The 15,215-nt window shown below is 69.6% G+C and carries 20 protein-coding genes and 1 pseudogene; 3 read left to right on the top strand and 18 right to left on the bottom strand.

Translation table 11 applies throughout. The features are described 5' to 3' along the window. The 14 genes and pseudogenes from ABZV38_RS08870 to ABZV38_RS08805 form a co-directional block, all read right to left on the bottom strand. A pseudogene (locus ABZV38_RS08870) lies at window positions 1-212 on the bottom strand (2'-5' RNA ligase family protein); the annotation flags it as partial. A 235-nt stretch (window positions 213-447) separates the two neighbouring features. Continuing rightward, a complete protein-coding gene (locus ABZV38_RS08865; protein WP_356326058.1) occupies window positions 448-1,206 on the bottom strand; it encodes a hypothetical protein in 759 nt (252 codons plus the stop codon). Further along, a complete protein-coding gene (locus ABZV38_RS08860; RefSeq protein WP_356326056.1) occupies window positions 1,203-1,868 on the bottom strand; it encodes a hypothetical protein in 666 nt (221 codons plus the stop codon). Before ABZV38_RS08860 ends, ABZV38_RS08865 begins: the two co-directional genes overlap by 4 nt. Window positions 1,869-2,059: 191 nt before the next feature. After that, complete coding sequence (locus ABZV38_RS08855; RefSeq protein ID WP_356326054.1) at window positions 2,060-2,899, bottom strand: hypothetical protein; 840 nt, start codon at window positions 2,897-2,899, stop codon at window positions 2,060-2,062. A 66-nt stretch (window positions 2,900-2,965) separates the two neighbouring features. Further along, window positions 2,966-3,529: a hypothetical protein gene (locus tag ABZV38_RS08850; RefSeq protein ID WP_356326052.1), complete on the bottom strand. Its 564-nt coding sequence runs from the start codon at window positions 3,527-3,529 to the stop codon at window positions 2,966-2,968. 100 nt (window positions 3,530-3,629) lie between these two features. Further along, window positions 3,630-3,980, bottom strand: a complete 351-nt coding sequence (locus ABZV38_RS08845) for a hypothetical protein (protein WP_356326051.1) — start codon at window positions 3,978-3,980, stop codon at window positions 3,630-3,632. A 62-nt stretch (window positions 3,981-4,042) separates the two neighbouring features. Then, entirely contained in the window at window positions 4,043-4,738 is a 696-nt protein-coding gene (locus tag ABZV38_RS08840; RefSeq protein ID WP_356326049.1) for a hypothetical protein, read from the bottom strand. A gap of 71 nt (window positions 4,739-4,809) precedes the next feature. Then, a complete protein-coding gene (locus ABZV38_RS08835) occupies window positions 4,810-5,112 on the bottom strand; it encodes a hypothetical protein (RefSeq protein WP_356326047.1) in 303 nt (100 codons plus the stop codon). An 84-nt stretch (window positions 5,113-5,196) separates the two neighbouring features. Next, window positions 5,197-5,385, bottom strand: a complete 189-nt coding sequence (locus tag ABZV38_RS08830; RefSeq protein ID WP_356326045.1) for a DUF4314 domain-containing protein — start codon at window positions 5,383-5,385, stop codon at window positions 5,197-5,199. 97 nt (window positions 5,386-5,482) lie between these two features. Beyond that, a complete protein-coding gene (locus ABZV38_RS08825; protein WP_356326043.1) occupies window positions 5,483-5,647 on the bottom strand; it encodes a hypothetical protein in 165 nt (54 codons plus the stop codon). A gap of 106 nt (window positions 5,648-5,753) precedes the next feature. Beyond that, window positions 5,754-6,863, bottom strand: a complete 1,110-nt coding sequence (locus tag ABZV38_RS08820) for a hypothetical protein (RefSeq protein ID WP_356326041.1) — start codon at window positions 6,861-6,863, stop codon at window positions 5,754-5,756. A 100-nt stretch (window positions 6,864-6,963) separates the two neighbouring features. After that, a complete protein-coding gene (locus ABZV38_RS08815; protein WP_356326039.1) occupies window positions 6,964-7,203 on the bottom strand; it encodes a hypothetical protein in 240 nt (79 codons plus the stop codon). Window positions 7,204-7,273: 70 nt separating this feature from the next. After that, on the bottom strand, window positions 7,274-7,462 hold the full coding sequence (locus ABZV38_RS08810; protein ID WP_356326037.1) for a DUF4314 domain-containing protein: 189 nt from the start codon (window positions 7,460-7,462) through the stop codon (window positions 7,274-7,276). A 349-nt stretch (window positions 7,463-7,811) separates the two neighbouring features. After that, window positions 7,812-7,937, bottom strand: coding sequence for a hypothetical protein (locus ABZV38_RS08805; protein ID WP_356326035.1), 126 nt, complete (start codon window positions 7,935-7,937; stop codon window positions 7,812-7,814). A gap of 1,043 nt (window positions 7,938-8,980) precedes the next feature. On the opposite strand from ABZV38_RS08805, the gene ABZV38_RS08800 reads away from it, so the two are divergent. Further along, window positions 8,981-9,847: a hypothetical protein gene (locus ABZV38_RS08800; protein WP_356326033.1), complete on the top strand. Its 867-nt coding sequence runs from the start codon at window positions 8,981-8,983 to the stop codon at window positions 9,845-9,847. Between the two features lie 103 nt (window positions 9,848-9,950). Here the strand turns inward: ABZV38_RS08800 and ABZV38_RS08795 are convergent, their stop codons facing one another. From ABZV38_RS08795 to ABZV38_RS08780, 4 genes are all read right to left on the bottom strand, one after another. Beyond that, window positions 9,951-10,694: a hypothetical protein gene (locus ABZV38_RS08795; protein WP_356326031.1), complete on the bottom strand. Its 744-nt coding sequence runs from the start codon at window positions 10,692-10,694 to the stop codon at window positions 9,951-9,953. Window positions 10,695-10,830: 136 nt separating this feature from the next. Continuing rightward, window positions 10,831-11,253 (bottom strand): hypothetical protein, encoded by a 423-nt coding sequence (locus ABZV38_RS08790; protein WP_356326029.1) that lies wholly within the window; start codon window positions 11,251-11,253, stop codon window positions 10,831-10,833. 47 nt (window positions 11,254-11,300) lie between these two features. Beyond that, window positions 11,301-11,627, bottom strand: a complete 327-nt coding sequence (locus tag ABZV38_RS08785; RefSeq protein WP_356326027.1) for a metal-sensitive transcriptional regulator — start codon at window positions 11,625-11,627, stop codon at window positions 11,301-11,303. Beyond that, window positions 11,624-14,419: a heavy metal translocating P-type ATPase gene (locus tag ABZV38_RS08780; RefSeq protein WP_356326025.1), complete on the bottom strand. Its 2,796-nt coding sequence runs from the start codon at window positions 14,417-14,419 to the stop codon at window positions 11,624-11,626. Before ABZV38_RS08780 ends, ABZV38_RS08785 begins: the two co-directional genes overlap by 4 nt. Window positions 14,420-14,622: 203 nt before the next feature. Between ABZV38_RS08780 and ABZV38_RS08775 the strand changes: the two genes are divergently transcribed. Next, on the top strand, window positions 14,623-14,907 hold the full coding sequence (locus ABZV38_RS08775) for an SHOCT domain-containing protein (RefSeq protein WP_356326023.1): 285 nt from the start codon (window positions 14,623-14,625) through the stop codon (window positions 14,905-14,907). Window positions 14,908-14,919: 12 nt separating this feature from the next. Beyond that, window positions 14,920-15,150: a DUF2933 domain-containing protein gene (locus ABZV38_RS08770; protein WP_356326021.1), complete on the top strand. Its 231-nt coding sequence runs from the start codon at window positions 14,920-14,922 to the stop codon at window positions 15,148-15,150. Window positions 15,151-15,215 lie beyond the last annotated feature (65 nt).

Here is a 15,215-nt window from a genome sequence, read left to right as displayed (position 1 = left end):
CCGAACAGTTCACTCAGGACGCCCAAGACTTGCTCATCAATGCGGTCCTGGTGCAGAAACGGGTAGAGCAACGACACATGCGCTGGGACCCCGGCCCCCACCGACCCATCGAACCGTTCACGCCAGCCGCCCACGACAGGCTCCGCCTCGGAGACCCTAACGATCAGCGCTGTCTCGCCCGCCCCGTACTGCGCCACCTCGTCCGCTGCCATGGCGACATGATGCCAGTTAGTGGACCCCCGCCCGCAAGATCACGACCTCTACGAACTTCCGCGGAGCAGCACTAGCGCAGCTCCGCGAAGCGGGCCCTTCCATCAGGAGCCAGGCCAACACGCCTCACGACCAATGCGGGAGAGCCCGTTACTGGTGATCTTCGCATGATGCCGCGCGGCGAACCCTCGTCTTCGCAGTTCAAGACGTCGACCCAGCGACATCACGCATCAAACCTCAGTAGCGGCGCCATGGCCACCATCGCCTCCGTTCTGTTGTACCCGTCGCGGCCCTCGCTGTGGAGCCGGATTCGGCGTAGGCCATGGGAGCGGTGACTGTGACGGGTGAGTTGTCGCCAGCGGTGATGTTGATGTTCTGCACGGCCCGGTGGACCTGCTCTGGTGTGGGCTGGCGAACTCCGGTTGGCATGGTCGAGCGGAGCTCGGCGACGAACTGAGTAAGGCGGGTGCGGACCTGGTCGACGATGTCCTGGAGCACGACGGGCGAGACTGCCCAGTAGAGCTCATCGATGACGAGGCCGCGGCTGTGGTACTGGTCCATGGCGGCCATCAGTGTTCGGAGCTCTGCGGCGCCGGGAAGACTGAGCCGCACCGGTTCCCCGGGTGCGGTCTGGGAGATCAGGTTCTCCAACTGGCCGACCCCGAAGGGGACGGTTATGTTCTCCGTGATCTTGCCGTGCGTGAAGTCCGGAAGGTGGAGGGCGCTGATGGTCTCTGCCAGGTATTGCCGGAACGCCGTATGGGAGTCGGCCCGGATCGGCGCCCGGATTCTTCGGTAGTCAGGGAAATCGGTCTCGGGGAGGTTGCCATAGCCCTGAAGCTCGCGAAGTGCCCACGTTTGCAGCGGTTGTGAGGAGGCGTGGCCACCGATGATCAGGGCGTGGCGCAACAGGCCGGCGAGTGGTGCCGAGGCGTCCAGGACGCCTTGCTCCAGCCGGTCCAGTGGCTGGAGGTCTCGGCGGGTGAACCAGTTCACTTCACCAGCGCGAAGTACGCGATGACGGTGGCGCCGACGGTGCCTATGGCTGAGATCGCGGTGTAGAAAAGATTGCTGCGGTACCAGGGGACGGATGGGCTACTCGCAGTTGGCTGGTTGGTGCCGGCGGAGGCAGTGGCACCGTTGGTCGCGTGGGCCGCGTTCAAGTTGATCGGGGAGTGGTCCCCGGAGGAGACGGTGAATCCCTGCGCGGGGGCCGGGTCTTGGGGGCTTGGCATGTTGCCAGTGCTGCTCATGGTGGTCATCAGCTCCTCGTAGCGGTCCAGCACGGTATCGCGGGCTCGCGAGAGGTCACGCAGGGCCTGGTCGTATCGGTTGCGGTCGATTCGCTTCCACTCCGGCGGGACCTCGGTGTACGTCACCGGCCCAGGAGAGTCGGGGGCGTAGGTTCCGTCGAACTCGTCGACCAGGTGGATGAGCGCGTTGACGAGATGACGGTGAGCGTCGGCGAGGTCCGGGTCGGTGAAGCGGATGTCGGGGCGCCTGAGGGCCTGCAGCGCCGCGCGGACGTCGTCGCCGAGGCTGCACCGGATCCGGTGCATCGGCATCTGTTGAGACAGCGTGGTCAGCCAGGTGGCATCAGCAGGTACCGCGCGCATGACCCGTACGGCCGCGGCCGCGTCTGAACCGACTGCTGTCATCGACGTCCTCCGTAGTCGGGATGCCTCAATGTAGGCGATGCAGGCTCGGTGCACGCCGCGGTGTGCCGGGGGAGTCGAGCGGGATGACTGGCATAGGTGGCCCCTTCCTGGTCGGCCGGGCCGGGGGCGGCGGTCGCCGCCCCCGGGGGCTTGCGGTCAGGCCGTGGGGCCGGGGTTGTGACGGTGCCGGGTCAGTGCGACTCGGTGTCGATGGCGGCGTAGGCCTGCCAGGTCCAGGAGTTGCCGCCGATGTGGAAGAGGCCGTCTTCGTCGGGAAGGCAGAGTTCGATCCACGGCGCGCCGTTGGGGCCGCCGTTCTCGACGCGGACCTCCGCGTATCCGTCGCGCCAGAACACCCGCGATTCCCAGTTGGCGGTGTCCTGTGCCAGTTGCTGCGCGACGTCGGCGGTGAAGCGCGGGATGAGGAAGCGGCCCATCCAGCGGTGGTCGCTGATCTCGGCGTCGTAGGGGCCGAGCCGGTGGGGGTCTTCGTCGATGGTGACCTTGGCCTGGGTCCAGCTGTAGCCGCCCGGGTCGAGGTTGTCGTGGATCCGGACTGACGGGAGTCCGCCGGAGACGAGGCCGGTGCGGATGGTCTGCATGTCGGCGATGTACTGCTGGGCGCCGACGACGTCGTTGCGGCGGGACAGGAGGAGTGCGTCGAGGAGGTACCGCTTGCGGGCGACCGTGAAGTCGTGCGGGGCGGTGGTGGGGTTGGGTGCCAGCTCGGTGGCGGGCGGGAGGATGCCGAGGCGGCAGAAGGCTTCGGTGATGTGCCATTCGGTGGTGTCGGTGGTGAGAGGCAGGAGGCCGTGTTCCATGTCTCCGGTGAGGATGAGGGCCACGGGGAGGTCGGCGATGGTGGCGGCCGCCTGGTCGGGGTCGAGGTGCAGGGCGAGGGTGTAGTAGAAGAACTCGCCGGTGGGGGCGGTGTGGGCGCCGTAGGCGGTGGTGTGGGCGCCGTTGTAGGCGACGTGGCGGCCGGCGTTGTGCTCCAGGGCGATGACTGGTTTCCAGTTCTCGCGGTTCACTGCTGGGTTCCTTCCTGATGGGTGCGGCCCGGCCGGTTGGCCGGGCCGCGGGGTGAGGGGTGCCGGTCAGGCGACGATCGAGCCCATGGCGTGGATGAGGGCTCGGGCCTTGCCCGCAACGGTGTGGTCGTGGGCGCTGTCCCAGTGGCCGCAGAGGACCTGGTCGCCGCCGTGCTGGTAGAGGCACCAGGACCACAGCTCGCCGGGAGCGTCGGCGAGCTCCAGGCGGGCGAACGGGGTGAGGGTGATGGAGGTGGCCCAGCAGTTGCCGCCGGTGTTGATGGTCTCGGCGTTGATGCCGAGGTCGACCAGGAGGCCGGTCATCGCCTCGGCCGCCTCGCGCTCGCTGCGCTCGGGGTCGGGCGTTGCGGCGGGGCCGGTTTGCTTGGTGTCCTCGAACCGATGCTTCTGGGCGGCCATGACGGTGTGCCCGAGCTCGATGAGCTGCTTCGTGATCGAAGCGATCTGCTCGAGGTCCTGCTCTCCGGGGCGTAGGAAGGCTTCGACGTCGGAGCGCCAGGTGAAGGCGGCGCTCTCAACGGCGAGGGACGTCTCGGCGTTCAGGTCGAAGGCGCTTTCCGGCGCGACGGCGTAGGCCTTGAGGCCGGTGTCGTATGTCACTAGGTACATGGGGCTTGTTCCTTCCGGGGTGGGTGGCCCGGCTGTTGGGTCGGGGCCGCAGGTACAGGTCGGGCCGCCCACCTGGTGTGGTGGGCGGCCCGGGTGCGGGTCAGGAGGTGGTGCGGCGGACCATGCGCTGCAGGTCGCGGTCCCAGTCGCATTCGCGGTAGAGACGGTTGAGGTCCGGGACCTGTTCGCGGACGGGGTCGTCGCCGAACTTGAGGACGAAGCCGTACTCCATGCACTCGGCTTCGCCGGGCCACTGGCCGGTCCAGCGGGTGTTGCAGACGTCGCTGCCGTGTACGCATCCGGCGCGCTGCAGGCCGGTGACGGCGCAGCGGGCGACGTCGCAGCCGTGGAGGTGGAAGCGGCCGGGCCGGGCGGAGCAGTCGGGGCAGTTGTCGAGTGTGGGGTCGGCCGGGGTTTCGGGCTCGGGCTGGGTTTCGGGCTTGGGAGCCATGGGTGTCCTTGCCGGTTGGGTCCGGCCGCCCGCTGTGGTGGGCGGGCGGCCGGGCGGGGTGGTCAGGAGGTGGCGGGCTTCGGCTTGGCGGTGGTGCGCTTGCGGGCGGCGCGCGGCTTGGGTTCGGCGGCGGCCGCGGGGGCGGGCTTGGTGGTGGTGCGCTTGCGGGTGGGGCGCGGCTTGGGTTCGGCGGCGGGGTCGGCCTTGGTGCGGCGGGTCCGCTTGGCGGCGGGCTTGGCCTCGGGCTCCGGCTCCGGCTGGGGCTGCGGTGCGGGCTGATCGGCCGGGGTCTGGGGCTCGGGTGCGGGTGCGGGCTGTTCGTCGGCGCCGGCGGCGGGCGGGGTCGCCTCCTCGGCGTCCGGCTCGACGGCGGGTGCGATGTCGGGCTCCCAGGGCCGGTGGCCGACGTAGTACGGCTTGGCGTCGAAGACGGGCAGCAGGTCGTCCCTGACGGTGTTGTAGAGGACGACCCCGGGGTCCTGGTCCTCGGTGAGGGCGCCGATGTGGACGGCGGTGTTGTAGCGGTGGCAGAACGGCAGCGGGGCGATGCCGTCGGCGGGCTGGTCGGTGGGCTGGGTGCCGCCGGTGGCCCACAGCTGGACGGTGCTGCCGTTGTTGATGAGGCGCATGCCGATCTGGCGTTCCAGGTCGCCCTGGAGGTGGACGATGCCGTCGTAGTCGAGCCCGTCGAGCTGCCAGCCGAGGCGCGTGGCGAGGTCTTCGGCGGTGGCGTGAAGGGCTGAGGGTGCGAGTTGCACGGTGTTCTCCAAGAGGTCGGTGGTGCTGGCTGGTTGGGGCCCCGCCCCTGGTGGGGCGGGGCTGGCTCGGGTCAGGCCGGGAGGCTGTCCAGGAGGGTGCGGGCGGCGGCTGCGAGCTGGGGGGCGGCTGCTTCCTCGCAGCCGGCGTAGCTGCAGGCGGCGCGGAGGGCGTCGCGGGCCTTGTCGGTGTCGCCGCGGTTGAGGAACTTGGCGGCGGAGTCGAACTGGAAGGCGGCGACGCCGAGGGCGTTCTCCTGGTCGTCGCAGACGGCGCGGTTGACGAGGGCGCGGGCGCGGGTGGCGGACTTGCGGGCGGCGGCTTCGAGGAGCGAGAAGTCGAGGTGAATGTCGAGGGCCGTGGCTGCGAGCTGCATGGGGTTCTCCAAGAGGTCGGGTGGTGCTGTGCGAAGGCCCCGCCCAGGTGGGCGGGGCCGTGTGCGCGGGGCCGGGGGGTGGGGTCAGCTCAGGACGCTGACCTCGTCGCCGTCGTCGAGGAGCATCGAGAGTCTGGAGCCGCTGTCCCAGGTGACTTTGAGCTGCTGAAGGCGGGTGTCGAAGGAGCGGACGGTGCCCTCGTCACCGGGGCGGAGCTCGGTGTGGGGGTCGGCGGTGGCGACGAGTGCGATGCGCTGGCCGGCTCGGTACATGGGTTGCCTTTCCTATGCATTGAACTGCGGTTCGGTCGAATGGTGTGGCACATCTGGGGGCGGACGGCGGAATCGCATTCCGCCGTCCGCACTCAGATCACGCCTGGCGAACGGTGACGACGCCGTCGGTGTTCAGCGTCGTCTCGCTCAGCTTCGCGCCGAAGGCCCAGACCTCGGCGATCGAGGTGTCACCCTCGCGTCGCACTCTCACGCTCCAACCGCACTGGCAGTTCTCGGTCGTGCAAGCCGACTGCTCGCTCATGTTCAGTTCTCCTCGCGTTGAGGCAGGGGGCGCTTCCCCCTGCCCATCACCCTTATTCTAGCAACGCAGCCGTGGGGTCAAGAACTTTTTTCGGAGAAACCCCAGGTCAGACGGCGTTTGCTCCGGTCATGAGCCGGTCGGCGAGCCTGATGGCCTCGTCGAACGCCTCGACCGTCGCGAGGTACCCGACGATCTGGTTCCGCTCCTCGATGAGCGCCGTGCGCTCCCGCAGCGCCTGGTCCACCACGTCGCCCTGGTGCAGAGCATCGCCGCAGGAGACGACGACGTTCGGGCCCAGGCCCCACACGATCGCGTTGACGGCCGCGCCGGCGGCCGCGAGCGGGTCGAGGTCGTTGATCGCCCACTTGTAGTCGGCCGGGTCAAGGTCGATGTAGCGCAGCTCCTGGGCGAGCGCGCGGAACATCCCGCCGGTGCCGCCGGCTGGCTCGTGAAACCAGGAGCCCGCGCGCGGAGGCACGGTGCCGATGGTCATCCCGGCCATCAGGTCGCAAAGCTCAGGCGGCGTGTGGTACTCGCCCATGCCCTGCCGTGCGCCGTGCGAGCGCAGCGAGGTGATGATCCACGACATCAGGTCAGTGTCGGCCCGGTTGGCGGGGTCAGGATCGCCCGTCATCTCCAGCACGCCGTACCGCAGCGCCGTGTCGGTGACCCGGCGGACCGCGTACGCCTTCTCCTCCACGCCGTCCTCGGTGAGCCAGCTCATCAGCGGGGCCATGCGGGCGCCGAGGTCGGGGCGACTGGACCAGGTCGCCGCGTAGATCTCGCGGTAGCCCTGCAGGAGCTCCCAGTCGGTGCAGGTGCTGATGATGCGGGTGACGTCGGCGGTGTGCCCCTTGATGGGGAACAGGGCCAGGGCGGCGACGATGCTGACGGGGATGTCCATGCGGTACCCGCCCCAGTTGGAGGCGTGCCAGGTCTCGGCGACGGCCTCACCGAGGCGCTGCCCGGCGTCGCGGGGGTTGCCGATCAGCAGCGGCGTGACGCCGCGACGGACGGGGATGGGCGTCTGCACGGCGGGCAGCTCGGGGCGCGGGTCTGCGAACAGGGCGTCGGGCTCGGTGGCGGCCGCGGCGACCGGGCGCGGCGCCGGCGCCGGGCGGGGTGCGGGTACAGCGGCCGGGCGGGGCGGGAGGGGACGGGCGGTGAACGTCGCCGGGATCTCCTCGACTTCGGCGAACAGGTCGAGCTGGTCCATCGGGTGCTCCTCGAGGTGTGGGTGTGACGGCGCCCCGCCACCCGGGCCGGGATGCGGCCGGGAGGCGGGGCGCCGAAGAGGGGGTCGGGGGTGAGTGGGGTCAGTCGCTCGACCAGGGGGTGGAGCGGATCTCCTCCCAGCCGTCGTCGCCGGGGGCCAGAACCGCGAGGCGCTCCGGGTGCAGGATGTAGACGTATTCGGCTTCCGAGGCGGTCTGCTCGGTCGTGGGCTCCGTCGAGGCGGCGCCGTTGCTGGGCGGGGCGTCGTGGCACAGGCACCGGCCGCGGCAGTCCGGGTCCGGGACATCGATCCAGGCGCCCGGGTGGTCGTCGATGAGCACGCGGGCGGCGGCTTCGAGGTTCGGTAGGTCGAGGTGAATGTCGAGGGCCGGGTGTGCGGGGCGGGGTGGGTCAGGTCAGGACGCTGACCTCGTCGCCGTCGTCGAGGAGCATCGAGAGTCTGGAGCCGCTGTCCCAGGTGACTTTGAGCTGCTGGAGGCGGGTGTCGTAGGAGCGGACGGTGCCCTCGTCGCCGGGGCGGAGGTCGGTGTGGGGGTCGGCGGTGGCGACGAGTGCGATGCGCTGGCCGGGTCGGTACATGGATTGCCTTTCCGGTGCGGTTCGGTCGATTGGTGTGGCATATCTTGGGCGGCGGAGTCGCCCGCCGCCCGCACCGGGGGTAGGCCGGCTGAACGGTGACGTCGCCGTCGGTGGTCAGCGTCGTCATGCTCAGCTTCACGCCGAAGCGCCACACCTCGGGGATCGTCGTCTCGCCCTCGTGGCGGACCTTCATCGTCCAGCTCCCGCCCTCGGCGGAAGCGGTCGAGATGGTCGGCTGCTCGCACATGTGCAGTTCCTCTCAGGGTGTAGGGGGGCTTTCCCCTCCCACTGCCCTTATTCTAGCCGCCAAGTGGTAGGGGTCAAGCATTTTTTCCCGCGAAACCCCAGGTCAGACGGCCTTTGCCCCGGTCATGAGCCGGTCGGCGAGCGCCATCGCCTCGCCGTACGCCTCGACCGCCGCGAGGTACCCGACGATCTGGTCGCGCTCCTCGATGAGCGCCGTGCGCTCCCGCATCGCCTGGTCCACCACGTCGCCCTGCCGCAGAGCATCGCCGCAGGAGACCACGACGTTCGGGCCCAGCCCCCAGGTTGTTCCGCAGAGACCGTGTCCCGAGCAGGTCGCGTCGCTTTACGACGTGGCTGACAGCGTTCTGGGTGTCGCATGACAGCAGCGCATCGTGTCGCTATCTCCGTTCGGCTCTGTGGCGAAGCCCACATGCTAATTGCGTCTCCTCCCGGCCGTCGCAAGATCGGCCGAGCCCACCCCATAGTCGATCTCCCGCACCAGAATTGACAGGGCTTCGGCTCTTCCAGTCGCCTTGGTGCGGGACTGGACGTCGCGGATTGCGTCGAAGTCGCGAAGGGGTTCTGGGCGGGTATCGTCGGAGCCAGCGTTGAAAGCGCGCGAATCGAGCGATGTGAGTCGAGAAGGAGCCAGTGGCAGTGAACGGCACCTGGAGGAGCAACCGGGCTTTGGCCCGGTTGCTTGCGGTGTGTGCGCTGCTCACTGGCCTGTTCCTCATGCACGGCAGCCCGACCACTGCTGCGGGCGGCTGCCACGGCGGCGAGGCGGCGGGTACCGCGCCTTCGGCAGGTATGGCGGTTGCCGTGCCGATGGCCCATCACGGTACGGGCACAGCAGCGGTCGCCGCCGTTGATGCCTCTGCTGCTCCCGTGGCGCACGGGGGCGGGGCGGATTCCGCCGAGCACGCGACGTGTTTGTCCACGCCTGCCTACAGCCAGGTCCTGCTGCCCGCTCTTGCCGTCTCCGCCCTGGTGGGGACGTCTGCGATGTGGATGCTGACCGGCCGTGCAATCGGGCTGTCCGCCGTACGTCGGCGCGGACCCCCAGGTGGTCGTCCTCTGCTGCTTCAGGTGTGTGTCGCGCGAACGTGACCAGGCCGTGCCTGCCCCCCGCCCGGGGGCCGGCCATGTCGTCCTGCTCACCTTCGCGCGCCGCTCGGCGGCCGCGGTTCCCAGAAAGACCGCACCCTTATGTCCGCACACCTTCGTCCCCGTTCCCTTCGCCGTGGCCTCACGGCGGTCGGAGCCTCCGCCGTGCTCGCTGTAGCCCTGGCTGCCTGCGGCAACTCCAGCGACGACTCCATGCCCGGCATGAACCACGGGGCCAAGGCTTCTGCCTCCCCGACTGCACCGTCCGCTCCGGCCGGTGGAGGTCACGACATGGACGCCATGAAGGACATGGCGTCCGACGACGGCCTGGCGGTGCAGAAAGACGGCTACCGCCTGAGCACCACGTCCCCTGCCCTTCCCGTAGGCAAGGCGGCCGACTACCGGTTCACGATCACCGGCCCCGACGGGAAGCCGGTGACCCGCTTCAGCGTCGAGCAGACCAAGCGTCTGCACTTCTACGCCATCCGCAGCGACCTGACCGGTTTTCAGCACGTCCACCCGACCATGGCTGCCGATGGCACCTGGAGTGCTCCCCTGGCCGCGCTGAAGTCCGGGACCTGGCGCATGTACGCGTCCTTCACCCCGGCGGGCGGTCCGGGGAAGGGCGAGGATTTCGTCCTGAGTACCGCGGCGACTGTCCCCGGCACCGCTTCCGACACTGCTCTGCCGAAAGCATCCGACACCGCCACGGTTGACGGCTACACCGTCACCGTCTCCGGTCGGCCCATGGCGGGTATGGCGCACCCGCTGACTGTGACCATCGCCAAGGACGGCAAGCCTGTGAGCGACCTGCAGCCGTACCTGGACACGTACGCCCACCTCACAGCGTTCCACGCCGACGACCAGGCCCTCGCCCACCTCCACCCCGAGACGGAAGTCTCGGGCAGCCAGGGCGGGCCGAGTCTGTCCTTCCATGCCGAGCTGTCCAAGCCCGGCGATTGGCGGCTGTTCCTGCAGTTCCAGACCGCCGGCACACTCCACACCGCGGCCCTCACCCTGAACGTGGGCTGATCAACCAGGGTGGCGGGGCGCTCGTCATTGCGCCCTGCCACCCGACGACACCGGCCGGGATCGCGTGCCGGTATCCGCATCAAGAGTTTTCCTGTCGGCCGGGTCAGTGGCTGTGGCCGTCGTTGTGACCGGGCTCCGGGGAGGTGCCGTTGTCCGCTGTCGGGGAGGGGCTGGGGGGCGGCGCGTCCTGCGAGGGAGGAGTCTCGTCCTGATCGTGCGGGCTGTGCGTGTCTTCTTCGGGCTCCTCCGCGCTTCCGTGGCTGTGCCCGCCGCCCTCCGCCGGTTCTTCGATGGAGACCGCTACCTGTCGCAGGCCGATGAAGCTGACGAGCGCGGCAAGGAGCACGGCGAGTCCCATCAGGCTGAAGATGCGTTGCCAGGGCGTTTCCGCGTCCTTGATGACGAACGCGATGAAGGACACGATCATGCCGAGAGGTACGAGGACGGCGCCGCGCGACGGGAAGTCGTCGAAGTGCTGGAGGCCGCCGCTGAGCATGCCGATGCCGAATGAGAGCAGCAGGGAGGCGCCGATCAGCACGAGCATGCGCGGCAGGCGCGGCCGGTGAGAGGCGAGGACGATGTCGTTGAGGATGGTCGCGGCGAGGAAGACCAGCACGCCGTAGAGGGCGATCCTCGTGTAGCGGGCCGGGTCGAGCGGATGGTGGACCACGGCTCCGCTGATCAGGCCGGCGCCGACGAAGTAGCCGACGTATCCGAGGTAGCGCGCGGCCAGGGAGCTCTTTCGGGCGCGGCGGGCACGGGCTTTGCGCGCGGCGGCCCGGCCGCCCTTGAGGGCGGGGGACTCTTCGGTGAGGACAGGGGGGTCTATGAGTTGCGAGGTGGACAAGGCGGCTGTTCCTTACGGCTCCGGGATGTGGCCGGCCGCGGGCGACTGTCGTGTCGCAGGGCGCGTTACGGCGCGCAAGGGCAAGGGCGAGGCGCGGACGGCGTGGGACAGGGGAATCCGGGGGGAATGCCGGAATCTAGACCTGCTGGATCACGGAGCCCGTTGAACTTCGCAACGGTGGCAGGGCGGACTGGTTCACGGGCGGATCCGACTTCCCTGCCACGACCCGGTAGCAGGGGGTCTGCCCATTGATCGGGGTGAGCGAGGGGCCGACAGCTCCGGAGGTCTGCTGGGGCTGTCCGGACGCGCACTCGGCAGCCGGGTGGGACGTCTCCTGGTCGTCGTCGTGACGCTGCTCTTCAGCCGTGCTGCCCTGCCCGCCGTGCGCATGTGCCGAGGGCGATGCGATGCTGGCCGCGGGGTGGCTGGGGGCGCTGTGTGCGCTGGCATCGTGGGTGAACAGGATGCCGAACAGGAGAGCGGCCAGCCACAGCACGTGCAGCGGACCCGCCGAAATGCGGGCCCGCGGTGTTCTGGGCGACGACCAGGCCGTGACCATGCCGTGATCCTAGCCGCCCCTCTGCGGCGGTCCCGGCCTGCCCCCTGTCACAGCCGGAGGGTGCGGCGAAGGGCGGTTGTGAGTTCGGCGTACTTTGACTCGCCCTGGGCCGGATCGGCTTGCACGGCGTCCTGGACGCAGTGGCGTACGTGGTCGTCGAGCAGGCCGAGGGCCACCTCTTGGAGGGCCCGGGTGGTGGCGGCAATCTGGGTGAGGACGTCGGTGCAGTAACGGTCGTCGTCGACCATGCGGATCACTCCGCGCACCTGTCCCTCGATCTTGTGCAGCCGGGCAAGGTGGTCGGCCTTGTGATCCGCATAGCCGTGGCGCGCGGCATCGGTGGAGTGGTCGCTCGGAGCGGGAGCGGTGGTCACTGGGCATCATCTCCTTCGTGCGCTCCGCCACATGTCGGTGCGGCGTAGCGCCCCGGGTCGGCGTCGTAGACCGCGGCGCAGTCGGCGGAGCAGAAAAAGAGGGTGTCGGCGGCGGTCTGGCGTCGCTCCGGGGCGGTTGCCGGGTCCAGGCGCATGCCGCACACCGGGTCGACCACGGTGGTGTGGTCGCCGTGCCCGTGCCCGTGCCCGTGATGGTGCGTGGGTTCCGGATGGGGCTCAGTGCGGTCGGCCGCGGATTCGACCCGGGGCTCGACCGTGGCCGGTGCGGTGAACGGCAGGGGTGCGGGGTGCCACCGACGCAGGCGGGAGGAGTTGGTGACGACCGATAGAGAGGACAGGGCCATCGCGGCGGCGGCGATGATCGGGCTGAGGCGGATGCCCCAGAGCGGGTACAGGGCGCCTGCGGCGAGCGGGACACCGACGGCGTTGTAGATCAGAGCGAAAAACAGGTTCTGCCGGATGTTGCGCATGGTCGCGCGGGAGAGCCGGATGGCGGTGACGACGCCGGACAGGGAGCCGGAGATAAGGGTGATGTCTGCGGCTTCGATGGCGACGTCGGTACCTGTGCCGATGGCGAGGCCGACGTCCGCGGCGGCCAGTGCGGGGGCGTCATTGATGCCGTCGCCGACCATGGCGACGGTGCGGGCTTCGGCTTGAAGGCGGCGGATCTCGTCGGCCTTGTGTTCGGGCAGTACCTCGGCCAGAACCCGCTCTACCCCGACTTGGGAGGCGATGGCTGCGGCGGTGCGGGGGTTGTCTCCGGTGATGATGACCGTCTCGATGCCGAGCCGGTGCAGGGCGGCGATGGCCTGGGCCGAGTCGTCCTTGACCGTGTCGGCGACGGCGAGGACTCCGGCCGCCCGGCCGTCGACAGCGGCGAGCACAGGGGTCTTGCCCTGGGCGGACAGCTCCGCCTCGACCGGAGTCAGTGCGCTCGTGTCGATACCTACGTCCGCGAGAAGGCGCGAGGTGCCGACCAGCACGGCGCGGTCGGTGACGGTGGCCTGGACGCCCTTGCCGGTGACCGAGTCGAAGCTGCTCGCGATGGGGACGGTGAGTTTCCGGTCCCGGGCGCCGGTGACGATCGCGCCTGCCAGCGGGTGTTCGCTGTCGGCCTCGGCCGCCGCCACCAGCGACAGCAACTCGGCCTCGGTGAAGCCTTGGGCCGCGTGGACGTCGGTCAGGACGGGTTTGCCCGCGGTGACCGTGCCGGTCTTGTCCAGGACGACGGTGTCGAGCTTGTGCGCGGTCTCCAGGGCTTCGGCGGAGCGGATCAGGATGCCGGCCTGCGCGCCCTTGCCGGTGCCGACCACGATGGACAGCGGGGTGGCCAGGCCCAACGCACACGGGCAGGCGATGATCAGTACCGCGACCGCGGAGACCAGCGCGAGGGTGAGCGCCGGGGCGGGCCCGAGGGTGTACCAGAGCGCGAAGGCGGCGATCGCGATGGCGATGACCGCGGGCACGAAGTAAGCGGAGACCGCGTCTGCCAGCCGCTGGATCGGCGCCTTGGACGCCTGGGCCTGCTGCACGAGGCGGATGATCTGGGCCAGCATCGTGTCGGCGCCCACCTTGGCCGCTCGTACCCGCAAGGACCCGGTGCCGTTCACGGTCGCACCGATGACTGTGTCCTCCGCGCGTTTGGTGACCGGCATCGGCTCCCCGGTCACCATCGACTCGTCCACAGCCGAGGAACCGGACAGCACCTCCGCGTCGACCGGCACCTTCTCCCCAGGCCGGATGACCACCTCATCGCCGACCGCGAGGTCTTCCACCGGAATCTCGGTCTCGGCCCCGTCGCGGATCACCCTAGCCGTACGGGCTTGCAGCCCGAGCAGTGCTCGGATGGCTTCGCCAGTGCCGGCCTTGGCGCGCGCCTCCAGCAACCTGCCGAGGAGGATCAGGGTGAGGATCACCCCGACGGCCTCGTAGTACACCTCGCGCACGTCCTCGGGCAGCAGCAAGGGTGCGAGGGTGACCAGCAGGCTGTAGCCGTACGCGGCCGACGTGCCGAGCGTGATCAGGGAGTTCATGTCCGCGCCGCGGTGGCGAAGGGTCAGCCAACCCGTCGAGTGGATCGGCCACCCGGTGTAGAACATGACCGGTGTGATCAAGGCCAGTTGGAACCAGTGGTTGAGCATCCAGCCCGGTACCCAGTCGGCGCCAAAGAGTTCGTGGGCCATCACGGCGAACAGCACCGGTGCGGTGAGGATCGCGCCGACGGCTACCCGGCGGGTCAGGTCCTTGATCTCCGCCTGCCGCTCGGTGGCTTCCGCGGCCTCCGCCTCGGCCGCCCCCCACTCATCGTCGGCCGGGGGCGCAACGGCGGCCGGGGCCGGAACCGTGCTCGCGCCGCCGTGCTTGCCCGGTACGGACGGCGCCGTCGCGAAGTCCTCGGCGGGTTCGACGAGCAGGGTGCCGTGGATCATGTTCATTCCGCAGGCGAACCCGAAGATCCCCGCCTTGGGCGGATCGACCCGCACGGTGGTGCGCGCATAGGCGGGAAGGCCGGCGCTGACGCGCAGGTCCGGGAAGACGACCCGGTTGGTGCACTCCCCGCTCTCCTGCCGGTCGAAGACCAGCTCCAGCGGGATGCCCTGGCGGACCCGGATGACGTCGGGGCTGTAGCCGCCTCGGACGGTCACCTCGACTCGTTGCACCCTGCCTTCCAGCCGCGCGCTGCGGGCCCGGCGCGGGCCGAAGAAGAACCAGCCAAGACCGGCGATCAGCACGACGGCCAGCGTGACAACGGCAACATCGACGGCTTCCATGGCAGACCGTCCCTCCTACGGCATCACCCAGGCTCATCGTCAGCCCGCCTACCCCTACCAGGTAAGGGCTGAACGGGCCCCGGAGGGGACCGAACGGCCCTGTGCCGAGCGCCCCGGCAGACGCGACCGTGGCAGTAGAACACGCCTGTGGTGTTGCGAGCCTTCTGCCCGCGGCCTCGGAAGCCGGGAAGGTGTGAGTGGCGATGATGTTCTGGTATGACCACGATGTCAGCGGGTGGGGCTGGTTCGCCATGTCGGCCAGCATGATCTTGTTCTGGGCCCTGATCATCACCTCCGCCGTCTTGCTCTTCCGCGCTTTGAACCGCGCCCCCGAGCACACCCACCCCTACACCTGGCCCGCGCCCGAGCAACTGCTCGCCGAGCGGTTCGCCCGCGGCGACATCGACGACGAGGAGTACCAGCGGTGTCTCGCCGCCCTGCGCTCCTCCGGTCCCCCCAGCCAGCCCGGACGTTCTCCCAGGAAGTAGTGAGGACCGGCCATGAACAGCAACAAGAACTACGGCCTGTATGCGATCGCGCTGGCCATCGCCCTGGTCGGTGCACTGGCGCTCGGCGTGCCCATCGGCACCCTCGCCGTCCTCCTGGTCGTGTTCGCCTGCCCGCTGATGATGTTCTTCATGATGCGCGGTATGCACGGCGGCGACGAGATGCACGGTCACGACGACATGGCCGAGAAGCGCGACGCGCACAACCACAAGCCGTTCCGGTGACTCCCCGCACTGGTACCGGCAGGGGGGCCTGCGATGTACGCGCTGACGGCGATCCTGATCGGCAT

This window comes from Streptomyces sp. NPDC005181, from assembly GCF_040608395.1.
Lineage (GTDB): Bacteria > Actinomycetota > Actinomycetes > Streptomycetales > Streptomycetaceae > Streptomyces.
Note: the sequence above shows the minus strand (reverse complement) of the source record. Positions and strands in the feature narration are given on the sequence as shown.